Raw genomic sequence first — 26,591 nt, forward strand, 5'->3', positions numbered from 1 at the left:
TGCCGATTGCCGCCGCGACTTCACCCACAAACTGACTTCGCAATTGATAAAAGAGAACCAATTGATTAGCTGTGAAAGTTTGAGTGTTAAAAACATGGTCAAGAATCGTAAGCAGTCTAAAGCAATTAGCGATGCCAACTGGGGCGAGTTCGTTCGCCAGCTTATCTACAAAGCTGAATGGTACGGCCGTACCGTCGTTCAGATTGATAAGTGGTTCCCGAGTTCTAAGCGCTGCAATTGCTGTGGTCACGTTGTTGATTCCTTACCGTTACATATCCGCAAATGGTCGTGTCCTGAGTGCTCTAGCGAGCTAGACCGCGACCTGAATGCGGCACTGAATATCAAAGCTGTCGGGCAGACAGTGTTAGCCTGCGGAGCGTAAGTAAGACTTTAGATTCTCTTGAGTTTAAAGCGATACGCTATGAAACAGGAATCCCCCTCCGAAGTGCCGAAGGCCGCAGGTGGGGGAGGATGTCAAATCATCAGACCTCGGCAATCAAGATGAAGATTGGTAGTTTAAAAAGATCGAACCTGATCTCTAACTCGCACAAGTAAACAGGCCTCGCTTCATGGCCTCGAATGGAGCTATTTAATGTTGAGTGCAACTGTTCAGTGTTGATCTGGTTTTCGTAGTACGAGCTTATTGATCCCCCAACTACCAATTCATCAAACAGGCTCCGGCTCAGTGCAGATATCACTTTATCGACAAAGCGACCTGAGTTCTCAGTCCTGGCGGTGGATAGCACTTCGCATTGCAGCTGTGTTGTCCGAGAAGAATTGGATTTTATACAAATAACGGGACTGAAAGTTTGGTTTTCATAGCAATCTATAGTTTCACGTGAGATTGTAACTATAGCTTCTTCTAGTCGAGTTACTTTGGTGGATAGTTGGATGAGTAGCCCGTAGTTTTCGTTGCTGTCGAGCAACCGCCTTTGAGCTTCTTTTATCGAGTCGGCAATGACCTGATCATAATGCTGTTTTTCCAATTTCGATGACCTTTAAATCCTTGGTTATATGATGACCTATCCACCGAAATTCTTTCAAAAGGCACGGCGACAATGCTCTATCAACATAGAGTGTGGCCATTGACGATACATCAACTAGGCAGTTGATATAGCAGTACAAATGGTCGTGAGTAACAAATCCTGAGTTAACAGCAATCTTACTCGATTTGTCGTAAGGGAGGATAGGCATATCTGCTGGCATTAGGCCATGTGCAGTTGATCCGATCAGCACCACATCTGTGTCGTTCTGTTCAATCAGGTCCATGGCAGATTGACTATAGTAATGACTGACTGGTTTGACAGTAAATGAGTCGTCGTCATTCTGACTACAGATTTCAAAGTTAAGGTGGCAATCAGATAAAATGGTGATGTTCATACGTTGTCTTATTACTGCGTGTAGTAAGGTTTAGCTAAGCTAATCTGGGTGTGATCATACTTATCGCTAAAAAATACTGATTGGCTTTTCAGCAAGATTTCGCCGTGAGTTTTGATATTGCTGTCAGGGCCGGCCAGTATTTCTCTGGAGCTAGTGAGGTAACCCTCTAAGTCGGTGTTCTTGCAAGACTCTATGGCTTTGTATGTGTTATTTCTCAGAAAGCTATGAAACCTCTGATCTTCATAATTTTTTTGCTGCAAGTGTTTAATAACCAAATCAGCGTTAGCAATACATTCTTGCTTGTAGATGCTATGAGACAACCAAACCAACACTTCATAGAAATGTTGATTAAAGTGGCTTTCACCTATCGCTTGAGTGCTGCTGATGATTTGTTTGCCGTAATCAACTTGTTTTTCGATGTGATCATAATATGTTTTGAGTGCAGTCTTTGTTTTGCCACATTTTGAAATCATGACTTCATTACAACTGATTCTATATAGCTTTCTATATCGGTTCAATTGATGATCACTTAAAGAGAGGGCAATTTTTTGCAATGATATGGCATTCTGGTCGATACCTTTGTTAATGATTAACTGGGTACGAAAACTTTTAATCGCAAATATCATAAAGTTAATATCAGCTTTCATAATATCAATAAGAATATCAGATCGATAAGGGCCTTTTAACTCGTCTAAAAGCAATTTATTGCAAATGTGTTTATCGAGTAACTCTAATTTTTTTTTTGTGTAGCAGTTGTCTTCCATAACAAACAATACCTAGCGAACTTTTTTTATGTGATATTTGTTCAATTTTTTTTTGCACTATACCGAATCGTTGATCTTATTACTACATCAATTGCATTAGAGGTAATTTTTATATACTAGGGACATTAAGGTATTGCATGTAATTTTATGTGCTACTAATTTATTTTCACAGGGTTTTTATGCATAGTGTCAAAAAACAGAGACTAATAAACAAGGCATATGATACAAGTGGTCTACCATGTTTTATCGGTGCTGATGGGTCATATGTGCCTGGAGTTTATGCAGGAATGGAGGAGCATGACTATCGGAATATTGACGCAATTTCTTCCACCGATCTGAAACGGTTTCTTACAAATCCACACAATGAAATCACACTACAAGATACAGTCGTTTCACAAAGTTTTGTTGCAGGCCGTTATCTTCACGCGTTGCTGCTAGAACCAAATACTGTCTATAAAAAATTTGTAGTTGAACCTAATTTTAGCGATTACAAAAAACAAAACTTTACCGTCCTAGTTACAACTGATGATTTGAAAGGATATATAAAAGATTTCGGATTGTTAAGTTGTCGTAACAACGCTGAAAGGAAACAGGTTATCTTCCAACATGACTTCACTGTTGTTTTCTGGGATGACGTTCTCAAAGCTTGTCGTGAAAATAGTAATGGAAAAGACGTCATTTCGTATGAGGACCACCTGAAAATTTCTCTTACGGCAGAGCGTATAAAACAGTCAGCGTATTGGCAGGCTATGTCTGGAAATGCCTACATGGAATTGACTGTACTTGCTTACGATGAAACCCTCGGAAAATGGCTAAAGGCAAGGCTTGACTTGTATTCTGATGCCAGTGTCATGCTTGATATCAAAACAATCGCAAATCTATCTCGGATAGATGTTATTAGATCCATCGAGCAGTACCATTATGGAATCCAAGTTGGCTTCTATTATTTTGTTGCACAGTTGGCTAATTTACCGATTTTGCCAATGGCAGCTTTTCTATTTTGTCAGTGGAACGAATACCAACGGTTTCAATTTTTTGAGTTCGATGACCATACATTCAATTGCGCGTTGGATTTAACCAAAAATGCATTAGATGATTACGTTAAGTGGATGGAACTTTCAACAAAACCACACAGCTTAACTGTATCCGAAGTGTCGACAATAAAAGTAAACTTCCATGGTTTAAAAAATCGTGAAGCTACCACATCATAAACCTATTGATTAGTTAATAATCATCAATGTATTATCTCTGCTAAACAACTCAATGCCGCAACAACGGAGTGACAAATGCGCAGAGGTGCAATCCTATCTGCGATGATCGCGAGTGCTTTTTCATTTTCAGCACTGGCAACATCGCCTGAACTTGTTATGCCTAAAATTCTATCGGAAGGCGAACAACAGGGTTACTTTAAAATTATTGATCATGTGAACGTGGAAGAGTTTGATGATCTGTCTGCTGTTCTTGTTGATACTGGTGGCCGCGAATATCATCTGTACTGGGTTCACGAGGATGGTTTCATTACGGGTGGCCACCTGCTTACCACTGAAGGTGGTAACCTGACCAGAAAATACGAGCAACGTATGACCCCGGCATTAGATTTGTCGACGAATTTTGACCAGCTCTATGATGAAGGGGTGATTTTCGGTAGCACTGATCGTGATGATAGTGGTGCGATGTATGTGATCTATGAACCGCATTGTGGCTATTGCAAAAACTTCCATGCAGAGCTTCAGCCTTACATTGAACAAGGTCTCGACCTTCGTCTGATCCCAGTATCTTTCCTGCGGGCTAACTCACCAGATATCATCTCAGCAGTGGCTAATGCTGAAGTACCCTTTGAGGCCTTAAAGCGATTTGATCAAACAGGCCAGTTTGACTCAGTACCAGTCACGGGACAGCTTCGTAGCCAGCTAGCAGCTAACTCTAACTTCATGCGTGATATCGGCGTCCGTGGTACCCCAGGCGTGATATACAAGCAAGACGGTCAATATGTCATTACTGGTGCTCTACGGGGTAATCAGTTGAAGAATGTTGCGGATAAACTAATGGCTCAATAGCAGGGGGGTTCATGTGGCGAGTAATTGCAGCGGTATTGTTATTAATTACAAGTTTTGTGGCGGTAGCGTATAACGCCAACAATTACAGAATCAGTGATAATATCTATGAGCACATCATTGAAGCTACGCCACATGAACCGATACTACGTAATCAGTTGTTAGTGTTCTCGAAGGCGCTTGAACGCTACATCCATGCCAATACCCCCAGAGAGGCTTATAAGCATTACTTAGTGACTGAAGCTGTGTTTTATTGTGTTGTGTCATATGGTTACCCCCGGTCCTATGTCGTCAGCCTCTTGAATGAAGTATCGATGCAGCAGCTAGATACTCCCAAACGGCAATTAGATGCAGCTCGGGCAGAGTCGCTTCTAGAAGAGTCGACCATGCCATATCTTATGCTGCATTCAAACCCACGTGACTATTGCCAATACACCAGTTAAGGCACCTTAAACACTCAGGTAAGCGTTAATCTCATATTCAACGCTACCTGAATTCTCAGTTTGAATCATCATCATTGCCTTCACGATATTTTTATTGGTTCCAAGTAATGCGGCCCTCGACATATTTATCGCTACGTACCCATACTGTTCAATCAGCATCTGCTTAATGATTTCAGCCAGCTCTAAAGCGTAATAATCAGCTTCACCAAAGAACGAGCTCCTTATCTCATCAGCATTAGCGACTTTGTTTAAGGAAGGAAACTTACCCAGCCCTTGCAAAATATCACTTCTAATTGCTTTTGATTGATCAATATTCTGCTTTGAAAGCTCTACCAAATTTAAATTCATTACCACCTCCCTCGATATGTTTTTATATTAACATCACAGATTAAATGACGATTGATCTCAATACTTGATTGATCTATATACACAAAGGCCGATTTCCTCGGTATGATATTTAAAACTACAACTTGTTCATTTGCTTAAGGACTCCAGGGATGAAGCCACCAATTCACCTGCGGGTGAAGCTGTGCGCCGCGCTGGTAATGACTGCGCTGGCGCCGCCTTTGCTTGCAGAATCGATAACTATTACAGGCGAACTAGTTACTAAATCGCCTTCTTATAAAATAAGTACCAATAAAGGCGCCATTGAAGCTTTCGTTGAACCGGCACAGGTTACCATATCTGAAGGCAGTGATTCAGGCTGTCTACTGACTACCAACCGGGATAACGCTGTTGCTTCTGACTCGTCTAATGGCCTTGTTTGTCTATATGAGGTTGAGCCCCCGTATGACATGGAGCTATTGACCAACACTGACGCAACCAACCATATATTGAGGGGTACGGTTGACCAAATTGGTACAACCGTAGTCCCTATTACCACGACATTCTTCTCCGGTTCGGCACGAGAAGCTATTGAAATTGAGCAAGCAACGGTCGCTTTTGACGTTGTAGAGCCTGTACCTCTAAATGTCACTAACGGCAGCTTTCGTACTTATTACAAGGTAGTCGAAGGGGAAGATGAGCTTGAGATTAACACTCCACAAGCCAATAACTCGGTCAATTTAAGCTTCTTTACTGAAGACAAAGACTACGAACGAAATATTAACCTTCTTGTCGATGGTGAGCAGCGTTCCTGTTCAATTCCGGCAGGCTCAACCACTGACTGCCGGATTGATTTAAAAGATTTAGAATTTGGTAGCGAAGAAGATGTTATTGGCCAGGTTACGTACGAAGTTTTCGCTGACAGTGATAACTATTACTTCAGCGATAATGACCTGAGTATCCCATCAGAAATTACAATCAAATGGGACTACCGTCTTCCAGAATATACCTCAGATAGTTTTTACATCGTGGGTGCGGAAAATGAGTTAGTTACACCAGATGGTGAGGTTCACAAGCTATCGCGTAACGAGTGGTTAGCGGCAGTTTATACACCTCACGCACAGCGTGATGATAGCTGGTGGCGGTTACAAAACACACTGGAATTAACGCCCGTAGAGGGAGCTACGTCTGGTTCTCCTGACGTATGGATCAATAACCGGAATATGAGCTATCTGTGGGCAGCCAGCCGGGAACCAAGCTTTGTTCGTCTCCACAACTCAATGACTGAGGTAAAAGGTGACTATTCAATGCACTCATTCAACATCATAGGCATAACAGAAGGCGTATATGATGTTAAGTACATTGTGCATGACACACTGGGCAATTCCATCGAGCAAGTGAACGAAAGGGTGGATGTTCAAACTCTTGAACCAGAAGTGCTCTTTTTTGTTAATGCATTGCCGATCACCTCAAGCCAAACACCAAGTGTTTATTTTCCTAATGATATAGACTTTGCAGCATGGTCGCGGTTCTCAGAAATCACGATTACTGAAGCGACTTTTGGCGGTGAGCCGATTGAAGTATCAGATGTTAATGGTCTTGGCTATCACTTCCGTGGACGAGAGTTTCCTGATGGGCTTGAAATCAATGCCGTGCATGAGTTGAAGTTGGTTTATGTAGATAATAATGGTTATGAGCGTGAATTCACCCAGAACTTAAACTACATGCCGCAAAACTTCCATGTTGCCAATGACAGTATCTATACTGATGTGCAGGAACTGATGTTGCAGATCACGCAGCGAAGCGGTCGTAACTGTTACTTCTACGATGATTTAGATAGAGCCATCAACACCACAATTACTAATTCAAATGACCTGAATTGTTATATTGAGTTTACCAATATCGATCCTAACTTGGAGGTTGAAGCTTCGCGTACTGTGGTTAGGGTGAACGGGTATATTGAAGATAATTCAGATCTGGATTACTCCTACACCATGACCTTTATCGACCAGAAGGGTCAGATGGTAACTAGCCAAGAAATCCCGTTACCAATTCACGATGTTGAAGTGCCGGATATTTTACTGACCATTGGTAATGGTGATGTCATTACAACGGATGACAACCAAGCCTTTGGTGTACCACTAAATGGTGGTATCGCAGCGACAATTACGGCTCAAATGGTTGATGCTAATGGTACCTTAGCGATTTACAACCCATTTGGTGAGGATAGCATCCGTCATGTCACTCAGACTGGCGCTAGGCCTCAGATGAGTTCACGCTCCTTTACCCGTATAGAAACCGAGCCAGGTAGACTTTGGGATGTTGCGACGCTCTCAGCCAAGGCCGGCTATAGCCATACTGACGTTTATGATAAAGAAGAACAGATCACAATGGTTTATGTTCCGAATTCAAGCGTTAAAGGCTATGTCCCATCTAGCCGTATTGAGGCGGTAAATACTGCACCGTTCAATATTGATATTGGTATCGGACAGTACGACCGTCGTGAAAACAGCTACATCTACGACCCTGCAGAGCATGGACATTGGAAAGCGGTTTTGCAGATGCGGGATCCAGTGACAGCCGAGTGGGGAGATATCTCCACTGAGGTTGAGCTAAACAGCAACGGACTTTACAGTTTTACTGTAGATCGAGATGATTTCATTGGTAGCAATAGTTACCGTTTCCGCGCGAGACTGAGCATAATTTCAGAATATGAAGGCTATACCCGTGAGTTAATATCCCCGGATATTAGCGTATCTATAAATGAAGGTGGTCCGCTAACCGCTCAAGCAGTAGTGTCTAAGGACGTCGGCCCAGCCCCTCATTCATCACGTGCATCGCTGGTTTTTGATTCAAAAGGCCACTCTGCGGCATTGTCAGATGATACTGTCTGGGAGTATCGTCGAATTGGTGAGCAGCAATGGCATGTACTGGAGAACTCTACGAAAACACGTGGTAATTTCCAGTTTACTGACCCAGACCGCTACTACGTCCGTGCCAAAATGACTAACCGGTTTACAGGTGCTGTATCGTACGTTGAGACCGAAGAAATATTGTCTTACGCAAGGCCTGAATATTCATTGGAATACCACCGGGAGGAATATGTTGGTTTTGAAAATACCGTCGTCGCTCATTTGGAGACACCGGGAGATACAGTAAGCGATCTGGATATTGAGTGGAGTACCGATAACTGTGAGACCTTCACTAAGACAGACAAGCTTGAGTTTAGCTTTACCCATAATGCACCTGAGCGTATCCGTGCCTGTGTAAGGATGGCATATAAGAATACAGATGCCGCAGATACCCGTCGTTGGACAATTGATAAAGCTAGTATCCGTGTGAATGAACCTGCACCGGTACGGATTAACATCAATACTTCAAGAACAGGTGAAACCGGTTTTGAATCCATTTTCTTGGGCACAGTACGTCCGGATCGTGTTACACGCCATGAGTTGGAAGCGGTGTGGAAAACACCAAATGGTGTAGAAATGCCGTCTGAAATTAACGATAACAATGGTCGTTATGAAGTGAGGGCAATGCATGTTCTTGATGAGGAAGATCTTGTTGCTAACCGTGATTTAACGAAGCCGTTTACGCTGATCGCCCGTATCAAAGGAGTACCTGGCACTGAGTTTGAACTGGCATCGAGCCTGAAGGTACTCAAATATGAGTTTCCTGAGTGGACCATTGCAGCAAACGCTTCTTACCGTTATGCACCGACGACTGCAACTGCAGAAGTGCGTATGGTTAACCGACCTGAGGTGACGGTTGATTACTATTACGAATGGCTAAGCAGTGATGGAATCCAGTTTGTCAGTGATAGAGACCGTTCTCGCGGCTCATTAGCAACCTATGATGTGAATAAGTCAGGGATCAACCGATTTGGCGTCATCATAACTGACTCCCGTGGCAATGAAGTGTTCTTAGAAGAGCTGGTGGAAACAGAAGTGACACCGGAAACGGAGATCACTTTCAGGGCAAGCTACGGTAACCGCTATATGCGCTCACCGCTGGATGTCACCTTGCGTCCTTACGTTAACATTGCCCATCGTCGCGATGGTGTGAAATCCATGCAATGGTTGGTCAACGGTGAAGTCGTAGAAGATGGTGAACGCCTGTCGACGTTTCTGCATGCGTTTGAGGAAGGAGACCATACTGTTACTCTGGTAGTGCAGAGTGAGCATGGCCTGAATATTCAGGAAGATTTCCCTATCACTGTGGTACCAAACCAACCGCCAGTTTGTAGCATCAATAAAACGAGTCGGACTGGTTATATCCAGCTACGTTCTCAGTGTTCGGATCTTGATGGAAAAATTGTGAATACCAATTTTGAAGTTCCTGAGCTAGATTTGGCCGCGTCGACAACCACACTGAACGTTATGCGTTCCGACTTGGAAGGTATCAATCAGTTCACCGTGATACTAACTGCAACTGATGACAGTGGAGACCAAACCATTATCGAAGAAGTTGTCAGCTCAAGCTTCTAATACCCACTAGCACTTTAAAAGCCCGCCTTGTGCGGGCTTTTTTTACAACTAAAAAGTGTTATGATAAACAAAACCTTAAAAAGAATTTTTGTACATGGAATCGTATGGCTATCGGCCATCCGCTGTGCGTGATCGCGTGTTAAAACCTGCGACCGCTGCGGTGGCTTTACTCGTCCTTTTTTTGGCATTTACTGCCAACCATAAAATCATTTATGCCAAGTTTAAGCATGGCTGCCTTGGGGCTACGTTGTATTTGGTGAATTACGCCAAACATGACTACAGCTATGGCGATATTGTTACTATCAGCTCTGATGGTGTGCCGCTATTTCCGGAAGGTTTACAGCTGACCAAAATGGTTGCAGGGATGCCTGGCGACACCATCACTTTTGATGGCACTGTCGTTCGAAACCTAACTAACGGTTTTGAAAAATTCGTTCCTCTAGGTGAGCACTACGATGAGTTAAAAGCTAAGCATGACCTTGCCACAGAATGGAGTTTGGGAGATGGGGAAATCTTCTTAATCGGTGACCAAGAGCATTCTATAGATAGCCGAATTGTGGGCGCTGCTAGCATCGACTTCGTGTTAGGGAAAACCTATGCAATATTATAAGAAATCCATCATGACCATGGCTGCGTCTCTACTGCTGCCTATCGCTTCTCATGCAAACCAAATGTCCCAAGCAGAACGTGAGGCTTTTGGGGCAGTGCATAGCCAGTTTGAAAATATTGATACGACAGGAAAGAGCAGCTACCAAGCGTCGCAGCAGTGGTTAGACGGCCTCATGGTCGAGCCAAGGAAAATGAACGACCAGTATCCTGTCGATGCCGTGTTTAACCGAGAAGACATTAAGCTCTTTACTCAAAGAGAACGTGTTAACCAGCAAATCCGGCAAGAAGAGGCCAAGCCGGAATGGGCACAACCGGTCAATAGCCACTTTACCGATTTAAGCCAAGACATCGCATCAGATAGCCTTAATAAAGTAGAAAACCGGATCCGAGAGCTATATCCAGAAAACCAAGATGCCGTAACGGTTGCGTCTGGAAATGCAGGAACAGGCCTGCTCAACCAAAATGAAAACCTGTACTACTTTATCTCGACGAGCTTGCCGAAGGCGTCACTCGAGCAAATTCTCTATTCTGTCTCTCATTCTGGTGGTACAGCCGTTATTCGAGGGTTTTTACCCAACACTTCCCACCTACGCGAGACAATGGTTTACCTCAAGAGCATCATTGATGGCATGGATGTAGAGCAAGCACCCAATATCATACTTGATCCCCGCTTATTTGCTGTCTTTGGGATCCAGAATGCACCAGCGATGGTGTATACACGTGATGATGTCCAAGTCATTGCCAAAGGCGCTGCCACGCCTGAATGGATGATTGAAAAAGGTCGTGATGCAGGCAAGTCCGAAGATTTGGGCGTCATCTCTGACCTCTATGAAATCGTTGAACGTGACCTTATTGAGCTGATGGAAGAAAGGTACGCGCAGATTGACTGGAAAAAGCAACAAGAGCAGGCTATTAGCCGGTTCTTTGCCCGTCAAACCTTCCCGACTTTTCCTGTGTCAGAAACCACCAAAGTCTTTGAAGTTGATCCGCGGGTGGTCTTTGTCAAAGATGTTCATACCGGCAATGGGGAGCAGCTAGCTTCCAAGGGCGATGTGGTTAACCCGCTGCAAGGATTTGAGGGAAATAACATTTCTTTGTTTGTTATCGATCCACGTGATGACAGACAAAAAACGTTGGTTAAAGAGCGCCTTTATGCTGACGCAAAAGGCCGGCCGCACGTTATCGTTTCTCACTTAGATAAAGATAAGAAATTTGATGGGATAGGCGATCTGCAAAATGAATTAAAAACGCAAATATTCATGATGCAACCTAATTATGTCGAACGTTTCCGGATAGAACACCTGCCAGCAAGGATAGATATTATCGGTGGAAGGGGAATGTGGATGACAGAGTATGGCAATGACTACCTCGACGAACTTCACTCCGATTACATTCACTCACAAGGATAGTGGCTATGACGTTAATTAAAATTTGCATTGGGATCATCATTGGTGTGTTCATTGCGTCACACAACCCAGAGCTAGCAAGCCAGATTCAGACCATCACATTAGAAACCGTTTACTCCATCCAAAAAATGGTACGTTAGGATGTTTAAAAAATTCAGACAGTGTTTGATATTTTTATCGCTTTTCTTGTCTTCAAATGTCCATGCCTCAATGAGCGACCAATGTCCTTCTAGTGATTATTTTGGTGGACTAGTCAGTGATGTTTGCTGGTCATGTATTATCCCTATATCACTTTTTGGTGGTCTTTTGGGCGATGCACCAGATGGTGCTTATGACAGTTTTTTGTGTTCTTGTAAAGACGATTTAGGTATCCCAATGCCCGGGTTTAACGCTGGTTTTTTTCAGCCAGATCAGATACTTGAACTCAGCAATGTGCCTTACTGCTCACCAACGCTTGGAGGAGTGCAACTTTCTTCCGACTATGTTCACATAGCTAACTCTAGTCACAACAAAGACACTATCAATAGTTTTGCGGCCAGAGTGGAATCTGAGCCACTGGTACAGATGCATTATAACTATCTTGCCAATCCGATCATGAAAATGATGAACGTTTTAATGATCCCTGAATGCGATAAATCTCCTGGTGTCGTTGACCTTGATATCATGTTCATGTCACCTCTCACTATTGAGTGGTATGACGATATGCTCTCAATGTTATTACAACCGGATGCAATAGCGTTTGCTAATCCCATTGGTGCTGCTGCTTGTATGGTTGACTGCGGTGAAACCATGGTTAGAGGAAAAGCATCAGAACGAAACTGGCATTGTGCTGGTTGTGAGGGATCGTTATATCCACTTACAGGCAATGCAACTGGTAGCTCAGACAATCCCATCCGAACAGCCGCTCTCCTTAGTCAACGCGCAATTGCCAAATCACACCGTTTAGGTCTGAGCCCGCTCACGATGGGTAAGGACGCCATGTGTGAATATGTCTACACGCCTACCATTCCAAAACCTCAGTACAAAATGCAAATAGCTTTCCCGTTCAAACAGTCGGCCTCAAACCAAAAATGCTGTCATCCACTTGGTGAGAACTGGATGAAGTATGGCCTTGGCCGTATCGCGCCAGGTGGCGGAAAAGATTCGACCATTGTTTACAACGTATTTCGATACACCGATTGTTGCATTCCTTGGCTGACCTCAATGTTTTAAGAGAATAATAAAATGCGGCACACCCTAAAAACGCTTTTTACAACGTATTGCACCCTATTCATATTTTTATTTCAGGGGATCAGTTCTACGGCAACGATTTATCGAAATGTAGGAGCGTTGATCTCAGCTACAAATATAATGAGGACCAGTGCCTTTTTGGCACCGGCAGCGGTGGTGAGTCCGTTTTTAACGCCATCGTGGGCTAATGCGACAGCGTCAACGGGTGCGCCGCAAGCCACTTGCCCTCCCGGCTTTAGCAATAACAGCGGCCAGTGCAGCAAGTTCGATGAAGCACCGATCACGCCATACTGTGAGCCTGGCTATACATACGAAATTCTCCATGACGAAGCATACGGAATGGTGACTGCATCGTGCACCAAACCAGATGAACACGTTGCTTATCCAGAATGTGGCGTCAATGAAGAGTCACGGCACAACAATTTTACTCGTCAGCAAGAATGTCGCTATAACGGCCCCCGAATTGATGGTGCTTGTCCTGCTGGTTCGTCGTGGGATTGGGAGAAAAACGCCTGTATCGGTACTTGGGCTAAACCAAGCACATTTTACTGTGAAGATGACAGTGCTGATCTTGATGAAATACTGGGTGAAATGACGGGTACGTGTACACCGATTGGTGCTGCAGAAGGCCTTTGTGAAGAAGGTGAAACCATTCAATTAACCATGCCTGGATGGTTGTGGGAACTAAGGGAAGGCAAAGATCCTGATGGCACGCAAATGTGTGAGCGTACCCTCTACGATCACGCTGAGTTTAACTGCCCAAGGCCTAACGAAGAATTTCCAGCTGGTCCCGGTGAGCCAATTTATGAATATCCTCGCGGAATCCATGAGGATAATCCCCGCTACTTTGACGAAGCAAACAACCCATCGATGTGTATCATGACCACCTACACACCGATTGAAACCAAATGTCCCGACGGGACGATTCACCACACGACAACGAATACCTGTCGTGCAGCTGATAGCGTTACCTGCCCTGAAGATACAACTTATCAAAATGGTATGTGTTACGGTGATGACATCTACAACCCTCAGTGTCCATTAACTCATATCTACGATGAACTTAGTCGCACCTGTGTCCCTCAGCCACCAGAAGAAGGACATGATTTTGATTCTGCCTACAATGCTGGTGGTGATCTAGGTTGGATGCTGGGTAGTTTGCAATCTGGCAAAGTTCAGCGCTCTACAGAGCAGGGCAACCTAACGCTCGACATGGGCTTGGTGAACGCTGAAGCAAATAAGAACCTTCAAGATAATGCCGCTGATTTGCGCGATTTCAATTCTATTGGTGATCATGACATCAACAACAATACGTACTCGGACATTGGTGGTACGTATGGCAACCAAACAGAGACGAAAGAAGCCATACTGGCAAATCATAGCTCTTTTTTAGCTTATTTAGCCAGCGATGAAGAAGACAAGGTACTCAATACTGCTGCTGAGGCCTATGGTGTGTTTGAAGACACGGCTAATGAAAATAGGCCACCTTCCATCGATTCGGATAGCGATATCATCAACAATATCCGCGATATTGTTGGTGGCACCGTTAGTGGTGATGATCCTTGGTTTGGGGATTGTAGCGTAGAAAGCCGGACTATCTGGGAATTGAATCCAGACAAGCAGGTCATCACTGAAGATAATTGTACTGCACCGGTCAAGGTTAACTATGAGAGCTGCCGAGCCGATAGAATTCTGACGCCACCCACCTTGCGAATTCTAGAGGGTGCTGAAGACGCACGCGTTGAAATTATTGATAACTATACCATCAGGTTAACCATCGGCAAGATGTGCAATAACTGTTTGACGCAGCGACCAGGTGAAAATTGTTCAATGTACGGCGATAAGGTCCGCATCAAAATTGATGAGGGGATCAATGTCGAACGTGCTGAGATGACGTCAGCGATCTGGGATGACCATTTAAAGGTTTATGCGGATGAACACCTTATATTCCGTCGAGCACATGGAATTTGGGAAGATAGTGGCTTCCCGACAACAGACGATTACTGCGAAAGAAGCATCTCACATGGCTGGAACGGAATTGAAGATGTCACTGAGGAGTTCCAACAAGCACTGGAAGCTGATCAAGAGATCACGTTTGAATATATCGTTGCGGTCGGCGGTGGCGGCGAAGGCCGAGCATCCGTAAATATCCGTTTCGATAAGCCAATTACCAATCAGTGGCAAGAAGAGATTCGTCATTTCCCAGCTGGCTGTAATGATCGTCTAGCCTCCTCTCAATGTGATGCCAGTGGCTGGGTTTGTGATGCTGAGTTCCGAAGCACACAAGAAGGATTTGGTCACATCAATATCTCTAACATGGCAACGGACTCTCATGGTTATGGCCTTGAAGGTGATCTTGGTGATGTACTGTATCTGGTCGCTAAACGTGAGTTTGAGCCGTCTGACGGTCTGTGCGGAATGGTGGTGGCCACAACGTTTAATTACGCTGACGGTAATAACGATGATGGTCTCTATGTTTGTGACAACATGTTCGTTCAGGGCACGTTTAGTACCAATAGCAGGGGGTACCGTGGTGTCAGCCTCACGGAAATCATACCAGAGAAGGATAAGTGGGAGCTCTTTGCTGTCCGGACGACTGGCCCAGGACCTGTATTTTACAAGCTAGATGAAAACGGTACGGGTATAACCTACGACTGGCGCGTGATGCGCGGTGGTGACTACGATTCATTGATTCATTCCGGTTACAAAATTGGCCGAAATATAATGAGCTTCGATTGGCCTCGTAATGCTAACAAGCCATTGTGGTTCAGTTATTGGTCTGTTGATCACAACCCAACCGATCGAGAAGTTTTCCTCAAGCTGGCTTCGATAAACTTCGAAGAGCCCTGGATCGACTTCGCTCCGCTTTGGGAGGCTGATACCAGTATTCCGTCTAAGTGGCCAGAAGATCCACAGGTACCGATTTGTCTGCGAGCCCATGCCGAAGACATGTACTGTAATCCAATTCACGATGGTCCATTGATCACTGACGATGGCCAAGAGTGGACTTGGGATGATATTCAAGCGATTCCAAATACCTGCGAACCGTTGATCGGCGATTCTGATTGCCAAAGAACAAGTATTACATGTGAGGACGGGTTTGAAGTCACTGTCGATATTGACGGTGATATACCGATGACAGTGCCTTGTTCAATCGAGCGTATATTAACCCCGCCTCCAACCTCGGACGGCTATTGGGAAGAGGAGTTTGTATATCATCCTCCTGGTTGTGAATTGCGGCAAGAGGATGAAGAAAATTGTACGCCGGGCGAGTGGGAGTGTGTTCATAGTCGTTCAGATGACTATTTGAAAGAGTTTCCTGATGTAGATAGTGATGAAATTACCAATGGGCCTAGTTACCCGCTTGATTTTCCGAGTTGGTCAACGTGGGATACGGCGGGTAATTGGGTTGTATATAATAATGGCTGGTCGGTAAGACAGACGGTTAATACAAGCCGTATGACTGTATACGGCTCTGATGACGTCCAGGGGTTCAACATTTATACCGGTGATATCCTTGTCGATGATGATAAATATGACGCATACATTGATGATGACACCATCGGCTTTATTTTTGGTTATCCTGAAAACCCAAACTGGAACGGCGATCCTGATGACCCGGACTCACATTACTATGTACTTGCGTGGACGTCTTCAATACCACCAGAAACCAGTAACCTAAATACGCGTGGTATCGCGCTATACAAGTCGTTTGAACCGTATGGCAACCAAACGGCCTTTAACTACCACACGGATACAGACAAGCAAAAGGTGCTTGCGTCGAACCGTGACCTTTGGTGGCAGCAAAAAGTAAAGTATGGTTTTGAAATCCATTTTTCGCACGATCTGATCAAGATACGGATAAACGGTGACGACATCTTCGTTCTCGAGGAGCGTGAAGGCACATTTCACTCGGGTAAAATGGGCTTTATCGGTCATTCTCAGGCAAATGGCCACTACGAGAACATGGCCAAGTACTTTGAAGATGATTACGATCCAGGAGATATGGTTGGCTACCCTGGCTTCGATGATATCGGCAAAACGGACAATATTTGGAAACCGTTGTTCCCCGGAGCTGATGAAGTACCTGCATGCATGGTGGGCCGTATCAATGGAATGAAGTGTTTACCGACGGAGTCAACTGAGCAAACCCGTTGTTTGGTTGAGAGACATAACTATACCTGTGTTGATAACTCCAACGCATGGGAAGAGCGTATTCTAACTGAGGAAGAAGCCGGTTGTAATATCGTGATCCCATGTATGGATGGGGAGTGTGGATTCCGAGGTGATGAACAAAACGCTGACTTTAATGACGCCTTGCTCCAGCTAAGTGTTGTAAATGAAATGCGCCACCAGATGAACTGTGTGGACCCTGGAGATCCTAGTACCTGTACTGTTTTCTCGGGAGAACAGCGTGATTGCTCTTATGACCAGTTTGGCCTGATTGATTGTTGTAAAGAGTTCAAGGGAAAGACAATCGATCTCTTCCGACTTGCCATGCAGGGTATGAAAGTTGGCTCGTGGGCTGTTGAAGTGACTGGTATTGGTGACTCCTTCAGCCAGATGATGTGGGGAACTGAATCGACAGATGGCTGGATACCGGATGACTGGTGGGGGACGAAAGATACCATTCATGGGTCGTGGTCGAAAGTCTCTGATACTGTGTCTGGTGTTGGTGATGGCATCCAGAATGCTTGGGGTAGTGCGGTTGATACGACAACGGGTTGGTTTGCACCTGCAACAGAAAATACAGCAGGCGTAAACACACAAACCGACACCACGCCAAAGAATAGCGATGGTTCTAATGTTTCTGGTGAAGGCGCTGATTGGGGGAATGTCGTTAAAAATAAAGCAGAGGATGCGGTAGAAGGTGAAGTAAAAAAAGTTCTGATCGATAAAGCTGCTGAATTTATTAATGACTATTTACCCGAGTTTTTGAAAGATGCAATTCTTGAAGCTGGCCGTATGATGGGGATGGAAATTGGCTTAGAAACCCAAGCAGGTGAGGTGATTTCTCAAGGTATGGGGCAGTTGGCTTCGTTGCTTGGAGCGGCTGCAACCATATATGCCGCAATCCAAATCGCGATGATGCTGTACCAGTTGTTTAATGGTTGTGAAGATGACCAAATGGACATGCCCCAAGTTTTAAAAGAGAAAAAATGTTGGTTCGCATACAGGAGAAAATGCACTAAGAACTTTGCGGGATTATGCACAAATAAGCACCGCAAAAGGCACTGCTGTTTCCCAAGCGTTCTATCCAAAATCATTGTTCGAGATGCCATTACACAAGAAGATGTTTTCGGCAGGTCATACTCACCGTATGAATGGTATGAGGATGCAGATAAAAAATGTCGCGGCCTGACGATAGAAGAAGTAAGCAAAGTTGATTTTAATAAGATCAACATGGAAGAATATTTTGAACTCATGTTGAGCTCAGGTATTCTGCCGGGAACAGGTGACACCATTGAAGAGTGGACGTCAGAGAAGTCCATGATCAACCCATACGGTCGATCAGACGCGATATCACGACAAGGTGAGCGTAACGTTGAGGACTTTAATGAGGGGTATCGCGTAGAACTCGATGATCGTGATGTTTTGGAAGAGGTCGATTGTAGTCAGACGCCAAACATACTGAGCTGTGAGATGGGGATATACAGGTAATAGAAATGCCCTGCTAGGCAGGGCATTTTAGTTTATTTAGGAATTAAGCTTCTTCATCAAGACTAAATGGTAACTCAGTTCCAGTACCATCAAGCACTTTTAGTTTTGGTGTTGGTGTGATAATACCGGTTTCTATAGCTCGATCCATTGTATTCTCATCAACTTCAGCCCATTCATTACGTGAATTTAGCCAGTAAAACGAAGGGCTATAGAGATAGGTGTTATCATCTATTGATAATGCATTATATGCTTCAATATGCCAAGCAGAGGTCACGTTGTTAGTTCTGCGTGCAGTCCATATTAGATATGATTCTTGCTCATTGGTTTCTGGATTTGTTGCGTGGACAATACGAGTTCCTGCATCATGTAACATCAAAGCACAGGTAGCAAAACTATCACCATCGCGTCTAATATCTGACAAAGTTAGGGTGCCTGATTCTAACCTTTGTTTGATTATATCGCACTGAGGTAAATCATTGCGAACAAAAAAGTCAACAGTATCAATGTAGTTACCATAATCTCCTCCCTCAACAAAAAGTTTCATATCATGCTGATATTGTGAAACATTGTAGCCAATTTCATGAAGGGATGATTTCATTGCATTTACGACAGTTATTCTATTTTTGGTAACGATATTACCCAAGTCGTTAAATGAATCTATTGTTTGTACGCGAATTAGAGAGTGATCTCGAATATATGAGCTCATCTGATCATTAGGCGAGTGTATTGCACCAGTGAATAAACTGCTGCCAAGGCTTGCGCCACCTAGAAGGCTCATTGCAGTAAATGCACCGCCTGTTACGTTACTACGTCGAGCTAATCGGCTATGGTAGTCGCCAGTAAACTCATCAAGGTTATTTGGGTTTTTAGGTTCAATGTTATATGCCTTCATCATGAGGTTCATTGCAGGGCTATGATCCGCTGATTGTGTATAGTTATAGTGATTTGTATTTAGTAAATCTTCATAGCCTACGGTTGAAGCGCAACCTGTCAAAATAGTAGATGCCGCAGCAATAGCAATAAGTGACTTTTTCATTTTTGAATACTTCCCTGTTTAGGATTTTGTTTAGATGTGCTTATAATACCAAACTAATCTCGCAAGCAATTGATCTTGTGTAAGAATCTATATCTTGTGATATTCTGCAACAGAAGTATGAAAACCGGTCCTGATCTATCAATAAACCAACAACGCAACCAGATAATTTAAATTAAAATGAAACTGACAGATGAACAGCGGCCTATAGCCGAGGAAGACCATCACTCGATAGCTATCGCTTTACCTGGGTCGGGAAAGACATTTACCATAGTGGCTTATATCAGCACGGTGATCCAAAAGCAGCCAGACGCGAAGGTACTCGCTATTAGCTTTACCAGAAAAGCTGCAAGTGAATTACGTGAAAGGATAGAACAGGTAGTACCGCGTAATAGCCATGTCGATGTAATGACGTTCGATGGACTATTTCGCAATCAGTTAATGAAGATGAATGGGCGGAAGAGCTTAAACATGGTCAATGATGGTGCTCGGGATAACCTGATCATGCAAGCCATGAGAGAGCTCGAGTACAAAGGTGGCTTTGATGATGCTATGGCCAAGGTTGATCACTTCGCTAGTAAACACGCTATAAAACAAAGCGAGGTGCAGAGAAACAAGCCTGGTTATGATCTGTTTTGCAAATATGAAGAATTAAGGCGTTCTCGAAAAGTTTGGGACTTCGCCGCTATAGCCAGAACCGTGGTGAAAGCTCAAGAAACGGGTGCAGTGCCGCTGTTGGATTATGACAGGATCATCATCGACGAGTACCAAGATGCGTCCGATCTGCAATATTTTTGGATTAAGCCTTACGCAGCCAGTCATACCATCGTGATGACATGTGGAGATGATGACCAAGCTATCTATGGCTGGCGTGGTGCAAAAGCATACCAGAACTTTATGTCTTTCAAAGAAGATTTCGCGCCGCACACGCATGTTCTAAATACGTGCTTTCGCTGCAAACCAGCCATACTCAATGTCGCTCGGATACTGATTGAACACAACGATGACCGAGTCGCAAAGAATATGCGCAGTGTTCACGCTGAAGGCGGTATGGTTCAATTGCATGGAGCTATCACGCCTGATGATGAAGCAACCATGATTGTTAATCACGTCAGCAAAGACCCCGAGAATTGGGCTATTTTGGCACGAAGAAATATTGATCTACAAACCGTGCAGGCAACTCTTGAAGCATACGGCATTGATTTTATAACCAAAGATCCAAAATCTATTTTTGATAGTCCTGCTGCCGATATATTGATGAAATTGGCTCGAACAATACTCAAAGGTTCACGTTATGATATCCCTGATATTCTAGCCTTTATCGGCTTAACGGAGGCCGAGATTAGCCATGAGCGATCTGCTGGTGGCCTTAAATCAAATGTAAAGCTGTCTAATTACAGTCCGCCTGGAGGCGTTGCAGATACGGTAGCAGAGCATCTCTTTGTCGCAGTTAGAGATTTGGCAGTTAACCCGAATGATCAAGATGTGTTTACTATCTTGGCCAAACTACTCCACTCAAACCGTAAGCTGTCAAAGAAGGAAACTACTGGCATCGAAATATTGTTGGGTATCATGCAGCGGCTTGATATTGGTCAACCATCTGATTCTTTGAAGTGGTTTGTGAAAAAAGTGAACAATAGGAGTGAAACCAGTGATGAAGGCGAATCCAAAGAAGGGGTAGAGCTACTAACGTTGCACTCATCTAAGGGCCTTCAATGGCGAAAAGTGTGGATTTTGGGGTTGAATGATGGTGTGTGTCCGAGTGATAAATCAACGGACACTGCAGAAGAAGCACGGCTGCTTTATGTGGGCATGACAAGAGCCATGGACCAACTTCATATGTCATACGTTCATCAAAAAAGCGATAAGGTTCAGGCTATCTCTCCGTTCCTGGTTCAAGCTATGCCTGAGCAGGTAACAATATCGAGAGAAAAGCTTGATAAGGTCTTGAATTCAGACAATTGAGGGGGTACTGTAAAGTTAATCCCTTGATCTCATGCCTGCGTGAGACACAGTATATAATATAAGAACAAAAAAATACTGAGAAATGCAGCGCCATGGGATAGATCTATCCAAAATTTACCGATTTCACTCCCTCTTTATGGAATTTGAATTGCAGCTATGCTGTTTTTTTATTACATAAATTGTAATACCAGCAAGAACAGTAGACACATAAATGTGATGCTAGATTCAGCTTGTATTAATAGATAACCACTATGGATTGGTCAAAGTAAATAGTGCTTTCAAAATAACTATTGTTTAAATTAAAACTTACTTACCCCAATGGGAACTCTTTCCCATTAGGGATTAGTTCCTTTTTATTTTTTAAAGGAGCTGTATTATGTATACTAATTACCCATTAGCAATTTTCTTAGTTATTTTTGCTATATCTATCATTTTTATTATTTACCACTCCTTTAGTGGTAACAATAGAAATGAGGCTGAATCGGGTTATAAAGAAACATTGAAAGGCGAAGTTAAACCTAATATGAATAAATTCATGGATTCAATGGGTTACAACAAAGTAAATAATATGAAAATTCCTAATAGGAATATTAGAAAAACACTGTCATTACCAACATTGTCCACCGCTGAAGCTACCGAACAAACAAAGATTAATCAAATCAGTAATGATATTGATGATATTTTTGATAATGTCTTAAAAAATGGACAAATTGAGGCACTTGAAAATCATATTTCAAATTTTGATGATCAAGATGATAGTGATGATTTACATGAGAACAACTTCTCTAGTAATGATTTTATGTAATATCGTTTATTTACCCCTGACGGGACTCTTCCCGTTTTGGGTTGTAGTCCTTGTTATTTAATTAATGGAGACTACTTTATGTTTACTTATATTATTGCAATTCTTGTTGTTCTATCAATTGGTGTTATTGCTGAAGAGTATACGCTTTATTTAAAAGAGCGCCTTAGCAAAAGGCAGGAAATTGATTATAGATTCAAATTCATTTCTGAAAAATCAGGAATTCATATTGATGATATTGAGTCAGTGTACTCTCAGAGTATGAAACCTTCTGAAGATTGTAGTTTCGAGGAACTACTTTGGTTATTCCATGGTTATGTTTCAGAAAGCAACATTGATTGGGTTAAAATGGAATCAATTGAAAATAGTTACAACAATCATTACGAAAATTATATCTCAAACCAATAAATTTTAACCACCCCTAACGGGACTCTTCCCGTTTTGGGTTGTAGTCCCTACTATACTTAGTTGGAAACTACACTATGAAAATAAGAGATATTTTTATCCTACAAGATAAATTTAATTTCATCTATAATCTAGATGGCTTAGAAGCAGAAGATTATAATCTGTCTTGAATGAAACCATCAGATATAGAAATATACTATAGTCATATGCACTTCAAAGAAAAAGAGCAACAAGAACTTCTTGACTCTTGCTACAGTGACTATGGTGAAAAAATAGAAGAAATATTTATGCCGGTGCATAATTTTTTTATTGAAAAAGAACATGAGTTAATTGATGCCGAATACTTGGCTAATCAAAGTTATTTTTAGAGCGCTATTTAGCGTCAGTGATTTGATTCGTGACTTCTTTGAAGTCACTTTTTTTAGTGAGCATTGTTGAGTGTTCAGTAGAAAAAGTTTTCAAACCCTTGTATTTTGATTTATGTGGCCTTGCCACAAACCTTCTTAATGCAAGCTCAAATTGTATTAATGTTGTGATATTTAACCGTATCTTTCATTAGTATAATTTGTTGCAGATGCTTACTGTGGAAATTAGTTTATAAATCAATACTAATTATATTTCATTAACCCAGTCGGGGATTACTCCCCATTGGGGGGGTAGTCTATCCATATAGGAGCTACTCATATGTTAATAGACCTAAATAATATTGATGCTAAAGAAATCGCAGCTATTTTGCCTGAGAACGTTATTCTTGAGCAAGCAGCAGCATACATGGCTCAAAATTTAAAAAAAGGTGAAGCACTCACGAGCCCAGATAAGGCTAGAGAGTTAGTTCGTACCCTTCTTTTTAATAAAGAAAGAGAAACATTTATCGTTTTACTTTTAGATACTCAGAATAGATATATTGACCATGAAGTTCTGTTTGAAGGAACGATTGATCAAGCTTCGGTATATCCAAGGGAAGTTGTTAAATACGCGCTAGATTATAATGCGAAAGCAGTTTTTCTCGCTCATAATCATCCTAGTGGCAAAGCCGAAGAAAGCGCTGCAGATAAGCGTATAACACGACTCATATGTGATGCATTAAGTCTGATTGATGTCAATGTACTAGATCACTTTATTGTTGGCACCCAATCCGATGAAATACTGTCTTTTGCTGAAAAGGGATGGCTTTAATGATTACATTCAACCGTGTAATTGCTTTACCTGATCAGGACTCCGGTCTATCTAAAGGTTATGTCCGACTAGCAAACTGCCATATCGGTACATGCGTTGACGATAAGTCTAAATTTATTCGCCGAATACCAGTTAAGATCGCTAACCAAGATAACCAATCATGGATCGTTGCATACCCACTGGGCAGTAATGGTCTCAAGGGTCTAAATAAGACTTCTTTGGCGCTTGATTATGACTTTAGACTTTTATTAGGTGTAAACAAATCAAAAACTACCAACCTTTTAGCCACCAAAGCGACATATTTTGAACAGCTCGCTTGGTACTGTAGTCACCCTGATAATGCCACTAAAACGTCCATGAGACTCGGTGTGATAGGTTGCCTATTAGGTATGGTAAGTTTAATAATTTCAATATTTTAGAAGGGAAATACAGATGATCGTATGGATTGATTTAGAGACTACTGGGTTTAACACTTATAGCGGTGAGGTCCATGGTGCGCGCCACAACCTTATCCTGTCTATGGGTATTGTTGTGACTGATGAAAATCTTAACTTTCTACATGAGGGCAAAGAGATTTTCATTAAACATAGTGATGAACTACTTCAAGAAAGACTTACGGATTGGGCTCGAGAGCATCACTCTAAAAGCGGTTTGCTTGATAATTGTTCATCCATGGGGGTCAGCATGGCAATCGCTGAGCAGGAAGTCATTAAGTACCTGGAATCATTGAATGTTGAGAAATTCAACCTCAAAACGAAAAAGGGTGCGGTAATTGCTGGCAATAACATTCAATTCGATAGAAGCTTTATTAATGCTCAAATGAAGGAACTTGACCGTTGGTTTCATTATCGAATGTTGGATGTATCTGCTTTAGCAATGGCCGCTAGATTTTGGCAACCTGACGTTGAAAAGGCTGTTGAGAAACAATATCTCCATACGGCGCTGGAAGACATTAAAGAGTCAATCCAAGAGGCACGCTTCTATAAGCACGCTTTGTTTAGCTTGAATCATTCAGATGCCGAAGTGGCTATTTCTTTAGCTCAAACGCACCTGACACTAGATCATGCTAGACAACTAGCTTCTTAACCATCAAATTTCCTTTCTTCCCATAGGGGGCTTGCTCCCATATGGGGCAGCTCCTTCATTATTTTGGAGCTTTATATATGTTAACCAATAAACAACTTGAAATGTTAACCATGCTACTCGACGTGAGCTTTGCCTGTTTTAAAACAGACAAACCTTTTAAATCTGATGCAGTTAATGGTGTATTATTAAAAAACGGCAAAGGAGAAAACTTCTTCTTTGAAGTAAGCTGGTGTGACCAACAAAAAACAGATTCGGGTGAATACCTTGTCGTTTGTAATCTCAATAACAATCAGGTAGCTACAATTAATCGGAATGAGCAATACAACTATGAGCTTGATCCTATCACTATTGATTTAGATAAATCCGTAACTGGTAAATTGTTGCTCAACGAGCACAAGCAAATAATTAACCAACCTAAACTTGCATTCCACGTCGTACGTGGTGTGTGTTCAATCGATTTAGAAGTTTCATAAATCTTAATTTAACTCCCAGCCGGGCATAATCTCTCGGAAGGGGGAGCCGAAAATAAGTAGGTTATTAATATGGCTAGTAAGGTTTTGCCAGTATTGTTTGTTCTAATTCTATCTGGTTGTTCTACTCATTATGATTTAAACCAGTACGAGTTAATGGAGCTCAATGAACCTGAAGAACGCTTTCAATCAGAATTCATAGAACGTTCTATTAACGGGACACTGACGTTTGATCATTCGAATAGGCTTGCTAACTTGATTGCATGGCAACGCTACCATAGTTGTCACCATGTTTATGGTCAATCTATTCGACCAGGTTCAACCATAGTAGCTACGACCAACTCAGATGTGTTTAACGAGCGTCAAATTTTTCGCCTTATTAACGGAGACATATCTGCTGAAGAATATGCAGATCAAAACTCTCTACATTTGGCAAAAGCAATAGTTAAACTTGAGTGTCGAAGACATAGAAACCCAAATGAGAGGTCGAGCATAGTTTACCTCATTTCACCAGTCATGGATTTACTATATTCTGAACTGAAATAATTCATCACCCACCTGGGGCTAATCTGCCCCAGAGGGCAAGTTGGCCCCTTTAATATATATTGGAGCTAACTTATGTTTTTTAATGATCGTGAACTTAGTATCGTAGAAGTCATGTTTGGTATCCGACAGGATGCATTTAAATCTATCAGCATTTCAACAATGACAGCAGAGGAACAGCTGTTCTCTGAAACGCATTGTAAACCGAAACGCTGTTATGATAATGCAATGAAAATGACGCGTACTTTGATAGGCTACAAATACGTGCTTGGATATGTCCAAGACATTATTCCCATCGCGCATGCAATAGTTAAAACGCCAGATGGACGTTATGTCGACCCAACTTTAATTTTAGTTAGAGAGAATGTCCTGGATTTAGATTATTACATCATTTATGAAGGAAGTTATTTAGAGACAGTCAGTAACGCAGTCACGATTGGTGATTTCTTTCATCAATACCCAACTCCGCCAGAACTTGACACGTTGCGAGCGCTTCCTGAGTTTCAAAATGTATATCTTACTAAGAGGGCGCTGTGATGACTGAATTTGAAGTGCAACTTGCTTATGCTGTTGGTTTTGGTGCGCTATACATGGCTTTTTTCTGTGATCATTGGTTTAAGCGTAAGCGGGTGTTTCTCCCCATATTCCGGTAATCATCAATGCCTGGTACTGATAAAGCTCCTTCATTAATGGAGCTTTATCATGACTCGTGAAGACAAGATGCAGCTATGGCAAGAGCGTCTGAAACAGCAA

At 42.6% G+C, this 26,591-nt stretch carries 25 protein-coding genes; 20 read left to right on the forward strand and 5 right to left on the reverse strand.

Annotated elements, in window-relative coordinates; translation table 11 throughout:
- The coding region (locus NHN17_RS19740) for an RNA-guided endonuclease TnpB family protein (RefSeq protein WP_255044346.1) at nt 1–382 on the forward strand (382 nt) is incomplete at its 5' end.
- A 100-nt stretch (nt 383–482) separates the two neighbouring features.
- Here the strand turns inward: NHN17_RS19740 and NHN17_RS19745 are convergent.
- The 3 genes from NHN17_RS19745 to NHN17_RS19755 are packed head-to-tail and all read right to left on the reverse strand — an operon-like array spanning nt 483 to nt 2,144.
- Nucleotides 483–986 (reverse strand): hypothetical protein, encoded by a 504-nt coding sequence (locus NHN17_RS19745; protein WP_255044347.1) that lies wholly within the window; start codon nt 984–986, stop codon nt 483–485.
- Nucleotides 967–1,380 (reverse strand): hypothetical protein, encoded by a 414-nt coding sequence (locus NHN17_RS19750; RefSeq protein WP_255044348.1) that lies wholly within the window; start codon nt 1,378–1,380, stop codon nt 967–969. Before NHN17_RS19750 ends, NHN17_RS19745 begins: the two co-directional genes overlap by 20 nt.
- An 11-nt stretch (nt 1,381–1,391) precedes the next feature.
- On the reverse strand, nt 1,392–2,144 hold the full coding sequence (locus NHN17_RS19755) for a hypothetical protein (RefSeq protein WP_255044349.1): 753 nt from the start codon (nt 2,142–2,144) through the stop codon (nt 1,392–1,394).
- A 179-nt stretch (nt 2,145–2,323) separates the two neighbouring features.
- Between NHN17_RS19755 and NHN17_RS19760 the strand changes: the two genes are divergently transcribed.
- The 3 genes from NHN17_RS19760 (at nt 2,324) to NHN17_RS19770 (ending at nt 4,641) form a co-directional block, all read left to right on the forward strand.
- On the forward strand, nt 2,324–3,355 hold the full coding sequence (locus NHN17_RS19760; protein ID WP_255044350.1) for a PD-(D/E)XK nuclease-like domain-containing protein: 1,032 nt from the start codon (nt 2,324–2,326) through the stop codon (nt 3,353–3,355).
- 75 nt (nt 3,356–3,430) lie between these two features.
- Nucleotides 3,431–4,201, forward strand: a complete 771-nt coding sequence (locus NHN17_RS19765) for a thioredoxin fold domain-containing protein (RefSeq protein ID WP_255044351.1) — start codon at nt 3,431–3,433, stop codon at nt 4,199–4,201.
- Nucleotides 4,202–4,212: 11 nt separating this feature from the next.
- Nucleotides 4,213–4,641, forward strand: a complete 429-nt coding sequence (locus NHN17_RS19770) for a hypothetical protein (RefSeq protein WP_255044352.1) — start codon at nt 4,213–4,215, stop codon at nt 4,639–4,641.
- Between the two features lie 6 nt (nt 4,642–4,647).
- Here NHN17_RS19770 and NHN17_RS19775 read toward each other — a convergent pair whose 3' ends face one another.
- Nucleotides 4,648–4,989: a hypothetical protein gene (locus NHN17_RS19775; RefSeq protein ID WP_255044353.1), complete on the reverse strand. Its 342-nt coding sequence runs from the start codon at nt 4,987–4,989 to the stop codon at nt 4,648–4,650.
- Nucleotides 4,990–5,138: 149 nt separating this feature from the next.
- On the opposite strand from NHN17_RS19775, the gene NHN17_RS19780 reads away from it, so the two are divergent.
- From NHN17_RS19780 to traN, 6 genes are all read left to right on the forward strand, one after another.
- Nucleotides 5,139–9,452, forward strand: coding sequence for a hypothetical protein (locus NHN17_RS19780; RefSeq protein WP_255044354.1), 4,314 nt, complete (start codon nt 5,139–5,141; stop codon nt 9,450–9,452).
- A gap of 94 nt (nt 9,453–9,546) precedes the next feature.
- Entirely contained in the window at nt 9,547–10,062 is a 516-nt protein-coding gene (locus NHN17_RS19785) for a S26 family signal peptidase (protein ID WP_255044355.1), read from the forward strand.
- Complete coding sequence (locus tag NHN17_RS19790; protein ID WP_255044356.1) at nt 10,049–11,470, forward strand: TrbC family F-type conjugative pilus assembly protein; 1,422 nt, start codon at nt 10,049–10,051, stop codon at nt 11,468–11,470. The genes NHN17_RS19785 and NHN17_RS19790 overlap by 14 nt, the downstream gene beginning before the upstream one ends.
- 5 nt (nt 11,471–11,475) lie before the next feature.
- Complete coding sequence (locus NHN17_RS19795) at nt 11,476–11,607, forward strand: hypothetical protein (RefSeq protein WP_255044357.1); 132 nt, start codon at nt 11,476–11,478, stop codon at nt 11,605–11,607.
- Nucleotide 11,608: 1 nt separating this feature from the next.
- Complete coding sequence (locus NHN17_RS19800) at nt 11,609–12,679, forward strand: TraU family protein (RefSeq protein WP_255044358.1); 1,071 nt, start codon at nt 11,609–11,611, stop codon at nt 12,677–12,679.
- A gap of 174 nt (nt 12,680–12,853) precedes the next feature.
- Entirely contained in the window at nt 12,854–18,358 is a 5,505-nt protein-coding gene (traN, locus tag NHN17_RS25985; protein WP_255044359.1) for a conjugal transfer protein TraN, read from the forward strand.
- 43 nt (nt 18,359–18,401) lie between these two features.
- On the opposite strand, the gene NHN17_RS19810 is transcribed toward traN, so the two are convergent.
- Entirely contained in the window at nt 18,402–19,394 is a 993-nt protein-coding gene (locus tag NHN17_RS19810; RefSeq protein WP_255044360.1) for a hypothetical protein, read from the reverse strand.
- A gap of 177 nt (nt 19,395–19,571) precedes the next feature.
- On the opposite strand from NHN17_RS19810, the gene NHN17_RS19815 reads away from it, so the two are divergent.
- The 10 genes from NHN17_RS19815 (at nt 19,572) to NHN17_RS19860 (ending at nt 26,375) form a co-directional block, all read left to right on the forward strand.
- A complete protein-coding gene (locus NHN17_RS19815; RefSeq protein ID WP_255044361.1) occupies nt 19,572–21,356 on the forward strand; it encodes an ATP-dependent helicase in 1,785 nt (594 codons plus the stop codon).
- A 376-nt stretch (nt 21,357–21,732) separates the two neighbouring features.
- Entirely contained in the window at nt 21,733–22,161 is a 429-nt protein-coding gene (locus NHN17_RS19820; protein ID WP_255044362.1) for a hypothetical protein, read from the forward strand.
- Between the two features lie 78 nt (nt 22,162–22,239).
- Nucleotides 22,240–22,566, forward strand: coding sequence for a hypothetical protein (locus NHN17_RS19825; protein ID WP_255044363.1), 327 nt, complete (start codon nt 22,240–22,242; stop codon nt 22,564–22,566).
- Between the two features lie 167 nt (nt 22,567–22,733).
- Entirely contained in the window at nt 22,734–22,931 is a 198-nt protein-coding gene (locus NHN17_RS19830) for a hypothetical protein (protein WP_255044364.1), read from the forward strand.
- A gap of 316 nt (nt 22,932–23,247) precedes the next feature.
- Nucleotides 23,248–23,739 (forward strand): RadC family protein, encoded by a 492-nt coding sequence (gene radC, locus NHN17_RS19835; RefSeq protein WP_255044365.1) that lies wholly within the window; start codon nt 23,248–23,250, stop codon nt 23,737–23,739.
- Complete coding sequence (locus tag NHN17_RS19840) at nt 23,739–24,158, forward strand: hypothetical protein (RefSeq protein ID WP_255044366.1); 420 nt, start codon at nt 23,739–23,741, stop codon at nt 24,156–24,158. Before radC ends, NHN17_RS19840 begins: the two co-directional genes overlap by 1 nt.
- Nucleotides 24,159–24,171: 13 nt before the next feature.
- A complete protein-coding gene (gene orn, locus NHN17_RS19845; protein WP_255044367.1) occupies nt 24,172–24,825 on the forward strand; it encodes an oligoribonuclease in 654 nt (217 codons plus the stop codon).
- Between the two features lie 77 nt (nt 24,826–24,902).
- Complete coding sequence (locus tag NHN17_RS19850; RefSeq protein WP_255044368.1) at nt 24,903–25,298, forward strand: hypothetical protein; 396 nt, start codon at nt 24,903–24,905, stop codon at nt 25,296–25,298.
- Nucleotides 25,299–25,367: 69 nt separating this feature from the next.
- Nucleotides 25,368–25,841, forward strand: a complete 474-nt coding sequence (locus NHN17_RS19855) for a hypothetical protein (RefSeq protein ID WP_255044369.1) — start codon at nt 25,368–25,370, stop codon at nt 25,839–25,841.
- Nucleotides 25,842–25,913: 72 nt separating this feature from the next.
- On the forward strand, nt 25,914–26,375 hold the full coding sequence (locus NHN17_RS19860; RefSeq protein WP_255044370.1) for a hypothetical protein: 462 nt from the start codon (nt 25,914–25,916) through the stop codon (nt 26,373–26,375).
- Nucleotides 26,376–26,591: the final 216 nt, after the last annotated feature.

It is taken from the genome of Photobacterium pectinilyticum, from assembly GCF_024357955.1.
In the GTDB taxonomy this organism is placed as follows: domain Bacteria; phylum Pseudomonadota; class Gammaproteobacteria; order Enterobacterales; family Vibrionaceae; genus Photobacterium; species Photobacterium pectinilyticum.